Origin of the sequence: Alkalimonas collagenimarina (genome assembly GCF_030717845.1) — a bacterium.
In the GTDB taxonomy this organism is placed as follows: Bacteria; Pseudomonadota; Gammaproteobacteria; order Enterobacterales; family Alteromonadaceae; genus Alkalimonas; species Alkalimonas collagenimarina.
Map to the genome: position 1 here is coordinate 170,588 of NZ_JAUZVZ010000008.1, position 7,241 is coordinate 177,828.

A 7,241-nucleotide genomic window follows, 5' to 3' on the forward strand; every position below is an offset into this window, starting at 1 on the left:
TGTATGTGGACTGCGAGCACCCATGCCGATGAGCATGCCGGTAAACGACAGGTTCAACCTGGCGAAACTTTATGGCGCATTGCCAGTGAGGTCCGGCCTAGCGACGATGTGAGTATTGCGCAGGTGATGCAAGCATTATTTGAACTGAACCCAGATGCTTTTTTACAGCAAGATATCAATCAATTGCAGCACGGACAATGGCTAATAGTACCTGATTACGAACAAGTTGCTCGCCAGAACGCCACGGAAGCCTTGCAGCGTGCTTCTGAAGCCAGAACCTCATTGCAAAGGGCTGAGCCTCAGTGGTCTATGACTGTGCAGTCTGGCTCTGACGCGTTAGAAGAGCAGCAAAATCTCTTGTTGGCGTCAAGCGATACAACAAGAGGACTTGCTGCCAATATGGCCGGGCCGGAACAATTGACACCGTCACCGGTTGAGCCAGCCCCAGAGACAAACGTAGCTGCTGAAAACCCCGCCAGAAGCGCGTCTTCCGCTAACAGTCCGGCTTCGCCCGAAGCCGATAACAGTCTGTGGTCTGATATTGAGTGGTATTCTCAAGTAAATTTGATGCAGCGGGCATTCCCGCAACGGGGTTTGCAACAGCAATCGCAGTGGCATCAATCGGTTAGCCTTGAAATGGAATGGTACTGGCAGTCAGATGATCGCAGCCACACTGTGGTGGTGGCTCCTTATCTACGCTGGGATCAACAGGATAGTAATCGTCATCTGGTGGATTTGGCTGAGGCATATTGGCTCTATTATGGCTCTGGCTGGGAGGTTCGCACCGGAGTCAATAAGGTGTTTTGGGGCGCGGTAGAGTCGCAACGTTTGGTTGATATTATCAATCAGAGAGACTTGCTGGATCGTCCTGATGGAGAAAGTAAGCTAGGGCAGCCAATGGTGCAGCTGAGTCTTATTCGTGACTTTGGTACCATTCAAGCCTATTTGTTGCCCTATTTTCGTGAACGGGCATTTGCCGGTAGTGATGGTCGGCTGCGTTTGCCGCAATTGGTTGATACTGATAGGCCAGCTTATGAATCTTCCCGAGAACGTCGTCATCTTGACTGGGCATTGCGTTGGTCACAACAGTTTAGCGGGCTAGATTTAGGGGTAAGCTTTTTTCAGGGCACCTCTCGTGAGCCTGCTCTGGTGCCATCGAGCGAAGAGTTGTTAATTCCTTTTTATCCGCAAATGAAGCAACTAGGCTTAGATGGGCAGTGGATCTTGGGCAGCTGGCTTTGGAAAATAGAAGCGGTTTATCGTGATAGTCAGATTGAAGATTATGCGGCTTTTACATCAGGTTTTGAATACACTCAGATCGGCATCAATGAGCGGTTTTGGGATCTGGGATGGTTGGTCGAATACCAATACGATAGCCGCGGGTTAGAAGCCAACGCTATAGGACAAAATGACCTCTTTGTTGGCTGGCGTTTGGCACTCAATGATGCCGCAGGTTCAGAAATTTTGTTGGGTGTGATTCAGGATTTGGATCGCAGCTCGAGCCGAAGCGCCTATCTGGAAGCATCGACTCGACTGAGTGATCGGTTTCGGTTGCGGCTCGATGGCTGGTTTTTTGATAGCAAGGATCCTGAAGACTTACTGTATTGGCTGCGTAAAGACGACTATATTCAGTTGACCTTGGAGTATTATTTTTAGAGCCGTGCATCACGGCTCGCCTAAATCAGCTTGATGTTTGCCGAACACGGGGATAGTCAGTTGCCACTTTATTGCCGCCAAACGTAAGGAAAATAAACTGGTCATGCCCAGAACCATGGCGAGCAGCGTACTGGCCCCAGCGTGCAGAGCAAGAATATAGACCACACCGCCAACAATACAGGTGACTGCATATAACTCACCTCGAAACACCATTGGGATATCACGGCATAAGACATCACGTATCATGCCCCCTGCTACCGCGCTCATGGTACCCATCATCACAGCGACTAGATTCGAAGTACCAAGATCCAGCGCTTTTTGAGTACCCATGATCACGAAAAAGGCCAAGCCTATAGCATCAAAAAACTGCAAGGTATTATTCGGGATGGTTAAACGCTTTCGCAGCAATAAAATAGTCAGCAACGCTGCTGAAAAAATGGCGATAAAATAGCTGTTGTCATTGATCCAGACGACAGGTACATCCAGAATGACATCACGCAGGGTACCGCCACCTATTGCGGTAACGGAGGCGAGGACGAGCACACCAAAACCATCCATTTGTTTCCGCCAGGCCGCCAAGGTGCCAGAAATCGCAAAAACCGCTATACCCATCAAATCAAACCAATGCAGATAATCCATCGCTTTTTTCTCGCTTCGAACAGCAGCTAGCGAGGTAGCTGCTGCTGTTGTGATTTTAGCTTCTATGCTAGCATGCAAAGCATGATGATAGACAAAACCATATAAGTATTCCTATGGACATGAGGTCTTATGAAGTTAAAAATTATTATTCCTACCTTGTTGGTTGTCACCGCTGCAGCTAGTCTTGTGTTCGTGAATTATAAAGCATCAGAGGCGATTCAGTTGCAGCTGCAACAAGTGAACCAATCTTATGCTGACATGGCAATGCTTGAAGGATTACCAGCCTTACAACTAGCACATGGTACTATTTCAGCCAACGTACTAACATCCAGTTATCGTATTCATGATTTGCAACTTTCTATGACGGGATTGGGTGAGCTGCTCGCTGTGGATAGTGTGCAGCTAAAAGGTGTGAAGCCTAATCAACTGGCGAATAAGGGCAGTGTTGAAGTCAACCAGTTAACGGTTGGGTCTGGTGCCTTACTGTTTCTGCCAGCTGAACTGGGTGCATTTATACAAAGTGTGCAGCTGCATGGCGATTATCGCTATAGCTACAATCCAAACAATGAAAGTTTATGGTTTTCTCAGCACACACGTATTAATGATGAATTCCAGTTCAGTTATCAATTCACTTTCACTCAGATGCAGCCATTATGGCAGTGGTTGGCGGAAATGACAGCTATGAGCGCAGAGCAACAGCAAGCAGTGATGGCGTCTGAGTCCTATGCAGATGAGATTTCAGATGCTCTGCGACATGGTGCAGTCAGTCATGGTGAAGTGCATTTAGTAAATGATGGTTTTTTGCAGCGCTTAATTAAATTTACGGCAGCGAATGGCCAATCCCCCACCATGGAAGCTTTGCAAGGGATAGCGATGATGTCGTTAGCAATGACAGATACAGTGCCGGCTGAGTTTAAGCAAAGTCTGATGAGTTTTATTGAGCAGCCAGAGTCACTCACGTTCAGTTTTCAATTTGAACAGCCTGTAAGCTTAGCTGATTTTGAGTCCGGTTCGGTCTGGATGGAGCTTGATAGCCCAGAAGCAATGGTTCAGTTCAGTGGTGCCCGCCTTGTTGCTAATCAATAAGCAACAAGGCATAAGTTGATTGTAGTTTTATTAGGCCAACTGAGCAGTCAGACGTTGCCAATGACGCCGCTGCTCATTGAATAAAGCTTTCAGTTCGAAATATTGCTTTTGCATGGATAGCTCAGTATAGCTAACGGAAAAACTATCTTGAAGTTGTTGCTTCTTCTGCACCAACAAGCCTTTTTTCAATGCGTAATATGCTTGCATACGCTCAATTAAAAGCTCGTATTCATGTTCAACCTTTTGCAGTATTTGCTCAGCATCGGGATAGCGTTGCTGCTGCAATTTTGACTTGGCTCGCTTTAGCTGCATTAAGGCTTTCGCCTGTTCAATCCGATCCTCCGGACTGATTCTCAGTTTGGTCGTTAGTCCCACCAAAGATGCGCCTTTAATAAGCCACTTGGTTGGATCAAAGTGCCACCATTTAATGCCATTACGATAATCATACTCAAAGATATGGTGAAAGTTATGATAGCCTTCCCCATACGTCAACAGTGCAAGTATGCCGTTATCACGGGCAGTATTCTCATCGGTGTACGGTTGCTTGCCCCAGATATGAGCCAGAGAATTGATAAAGAAAGTGAAATGATGACTCAGGACCAAGCGGACAACACCCACAAGTAGCAGCATGCCCCAGAAATTACCGAAGATAAGGCCTAAGGCAACAGGAATACCAACATTGGTTAATAACACTAGAGTCAAATAATGCTTATGCTGCCATTGCAGGATACGGTTCTTTTGTAAATCACGAACATTATCGTAGGTATAATGAGCAGGCCCCTGATAATCCCGTAGCATCCAACCGATGTGGCTAAACCAAAAACCACGGCGGGCAGAGTAGGGGTCTTTATCGTTATCATCGACATGACGATGGTGGATGCGATGATCTGAGGCCCAATGAATAGCACTGTTCTGCAAAGCAAAAGCACCGCCGATAGCAAAAATAAATTCCAGTACCGGGTGCGCCTGGTAAGATTTATGGGACCACAACCGATGATAACCCGCGGTAATTGACATTCCGCAGTAGCCAAGGCATAAGATCATTGCGATAATTTCTGCCGCACCAAAACCAACGGCGATGGCGTACCAAGGCACAGCGACTAAAGCGACTAAGAATGTGCTACTAAAGACCAGGATATTGGTCCAGATAAGTGGAGCTTTTTGCATATATGAACTTTCAGCTTACAAATGTACGCCCAATCTACCGAGAGCAGCGATTCAGGTCAAGCTGATTCCGATGAAACAGGGTGAAAAAGAGGTGAAACTGTGACACGAGCCGAGCAAAAAGAGCGTACCCGCCGCGCTATTATCAATGCTGCCTTCGAGCAGCTTAGTGCGGATAAAAGTTTTGCTAGTCTCAGCTTGCGGGAGGTCGCTCGGGAAGCAGGTATTGCTCCGACCTCGTTCTATCGCCATTTTGCCGATATGGATGAGCTTGGGTTAACTTTAGTCGACGAAGGCGGTCTGATGTTGCGGCAGCTGATGCGTCAGGCTAGACAACGTTTGATTAATAATACCAGTGTGATCCGCACCTCGGTGGAAACCTTTATGGAATTCATTATAAGGCATAGCAATGTGTTCCGGCTGTTGCTCAGAGAGCGCTCAGGGACCTCAGCGGCTTTTCGCAGTGCGGTTGCTCGAGAAATTCAGCACTTTTGTGCTGAATTAGCGGATTATCTGCGTAAAGAAAATAAATGTCCGCCTGAGTTAGCACTGATCCAAGCTGAGGCAATGGTGATTTTAGTATTCCATGCTGGTGCGGATGCGTTAGATGCCAGTGACGAGGTGCGGCAAAAAATTACGGTGAAAACAATTCTGCAATTGCGTTGGCTGGCTGCAGGCAGCCAGCATGCGTCAATTTGACCAGAGCGTGTATACAAAGATGTGGCAAAGCGATAGCTACTCCTCTTGTAAGCTGACTTTATGCTCGTTTCTTTAACCATACGCCACATTCCAAATGATGGGTGTAGGGGAACTGATCGAAGACAGCAAAGCGCTCTATACTATGGGTGCTATCCAGTTCAGCTAAATTCATTCGAAGTGTCTCCGGGTTGCACGAAATATAGAGGATGTCGTCAAAGCGACTGACTAATTGTACGGTAGCGGAATCCAAGCCTGCCCGGGGTGGGTCGACTAGCACGGTATTGAGAGTTAGCGTTGATAGATCCAGTTTTTTAAGCTGTGAACCTTGCAGTAAAGCTGCAGAAACATCTTCAGCCGACATTTGCAGCACCTGAACATTGCTGATGTGGTTCAATTCACAGTTGTATTGCGCAGAACGAATGGATTTACGTGAAATTTCTGTGGCGATCACCTGATTAAAGTGTGGTGCCAAAGCCAAAGAAAAGTTGCCGTTACCACAATACAGCTCAAGCAAATCATCAGATAAATTTTTGGCTATGCTGCACGCCCAATTCAACATATGTTGATTGACCTCACCATTGGGCTGGGTGAAGCTATTTTCTATTTGTTGATAACGCAAACTGCGTTGCTCTACTGTCAGCTGCTCAATGATGTAATCCCGATCCAGCTCAATTTTTTGTTTACGGGATCGTCCAATAAAATCGAGTGGCGCATAAGCCGCCAATCGCTGCTTTAATGCCTGAGCGGCATGCTGCCATGCGTCTGTGAGTGGCCTTTTATAGATTAGGGTAATTAATAGTTCACCACTCAAACCGGTTAAATAGTCAATTTGATAAATTCGATGACGTAACTCCGGCTCCGCTTTTAACTCCTCGATCAATACGGGCATGATGGTGCTGATACGTTGATCAGCAATGGGAAATTCATCAATACGAATGCGCTCTTTCGTGGTGGGATCAAACATGATGTGAAAGAGGTCGTCTCCTTCGTGCCAAATCCGAAACTCAGCCCTAAGGCGATAATGACTCGGTTTAGAGCGAAAAACCTCTATTTCAGGATGATTCAAAGGCTGCATGATACTAGAGACATGTGCAACTTTATCTGCTAAAAGCGCATCATACTGTTCTGGGGTTATTTGTCCTGGCCGCATGGTGGCATCCTGATCTGCATGAAAAAAGCGATCTTAAGTCTTTTTCAGTACAGAACCAAACGCAATACAAAAAAAAGCACCTGTCGTCAGGTGCTCATTCATGATGTTAAGAGGAAACTCATTGTTCTTGACGATCTTTCGCCTCGCGAACTTTTAGCGTTCGTTCCTGAAACTCAGAGTCATTCAAAGCATTAATCATTTTATCCGCATCTTTAGCTGCTACTTCGACAAAGCCAAAACCACGCCGACGTCCGGTTTGGCGATCTTTCATTAAACGAACATTGATCACTACGCCTTTGGTTTCGAATAACTGTTGTACGGCTTCTTCATTAGCACGGTAAGGTAGATTTCCTACGTATAAGGTCGCAGAGTCACCGGTAAATTCCTCTCCAACAATGCCATCATCACTGCGATGAGCCGCATTACCTTTACCTTTCAGATCTCGTAAAATAGGAACTAAGACACCACCAAGCAACACGCCAATGACAACGGATAATGCTGTAGGGATTTCTGAGTTTATGAAATAGAAAATAATATAAGCAACGATGGCCACTACAATGGTAAAAGGCAGAGTGGCTCTTAATATAGGTAGCATAAGAAATGTCCTGTTAAAATCATAAAGTAAGTGAATAAAAAACCTGCTGAATCAGGTTGTTTAATCTTAGCGGTTGCAGCGCAGCTCGCCAACCTAAAAATGATAAAATACTAAATTGCATAGCAGGGGTTGACAGCTATGCTGAAATCTATAAAATGCGCCCCTCGTTACGCAGCAAGCCTCAAATGGCTGAAAGCATAACAGAAGTGCAAACGAGCGATTGAAAATATTCAAATACTCCTTGACTTCACC

Annotated in this window: 7 protein-coding genes; 3 read left to right on the plus strand and 4 right to left on the minus strand. The window is 46.1% G+C overall.

Going from position 1 to position 7,241, the window contains the following annotated elements; all coding sequences use genetic code 11:
- The first annotated feature begins 3 nt into the window (after nt 1-3).
- Nucleotides 4-1,656 (plus strand): FimV/HubP family polar landmark protein, encoded by a 1,653-nt coding sequence (locus Q3O60_RS07685; RefSeq protein WP_305893324.1) that lies wholly within the window; start codon nt 4-6, stop codon nt 1,654-1,656.
- Between the two features lie 9 nt (nt 1,657-1,665).
- Here Q3O60_RS07685 and Q3O60_RS07690 read toward each other — a convergent pair whose 3' ends face one another.
- Nucleotides 1,666-2,295 (minus strand): trimeric intracellular cation channel family protein, encoded by a 630-nt coding sequence (locus Q3O60_RS07690; RefSeq protein ID WP_305893325.1) that lies wholly within the window; start codon nt 2,293-2,295, stop codon nt 1,666-1,668.
- A 129-nt stretch (nt 2,296-2,424) separates the two neighbouring features.
- Between Q3O60_RS07690 and Q3O60_RS07695 the strand changes: the two genes are divergently transcribed.
- On the plus strand, nt 2,425-3,381 hold the full coding sequence (locus tag Q3O60_RS07695) for an aq_1923 C-terminal domain (RefSeq protein WP_305893326.1): 957 nt from the start codon (nt 2,425-2,427) through the stop codon (nt 3,379-3,381).
- Nucleotides 3,382-3,411: 30 nt separating this feature from the next.
- Here Q3O60_RS07695 and Q3O60_RS07700 read toward each other — a convergent pair whose 3' ends face one another.
- Nucleotides 3,412-4,548, minus strand: coding sequence for a fatty acid desaturase (locus tag Q3O60_RS07700; RefSeq protein ID WP_305893327.1), 1,137 nt, complete (start codon nt 4,546-4,548; stop codon nt 3,412-3,414).
- A gap of 99 nt (nt 4,549-4,647) precedes the next feature.
- Between Q3O60_RS07700 and fabR the strand changes: the two genes are divergently transcribed.
- Nucleotides 4,648-5,244, plus strand: coding sequence for an HTH-type transcriptional repressor FabR (gene fabR / locus Q3O60_RS07705; protein WP_305893328.1), 597 nt, complete (start codon nt 4,648-4,650; stop codon nt 5,242-5,244).
- 58 nt (nt 5,245-5,302) lie between these two features.
- On the opposite strand, the gene trmA is transcribed toward fabR, so the two are convergent.
- Together trmA and Q3O60_RS07715 are read right to left on the minus strand one after the other, a co-directional pair.
- Nucleotides 5,303-6,394 (minus strand): tRNA (uridine(54)-C5)-methyltransferase TrmA, encoded by a 1,092-nt coding sequence (trmA, locus tag Q3O60_RS07710; protein WP_305893329.1) that lies wholly within the window; start codon nt 6,392-6,394, stop codon nt 5,303-5,305.
- 118 nt (nt 6,395-6,512) lie between these two features.
- Nucleotides 6,513-6,989: an RNA recognition motif domain-containing protein gene (locus Q3O60_RS07715; RefSeq protein WP_305893330.1), complete on the minus strand. Its 477-nt coding sequence runs from the start codon at nt 6,987-6,989 to the stop codon at nt 6,513-6,515.
- Nucleotides 6,990-7,241: the final 252 nt, after the last annotated feature.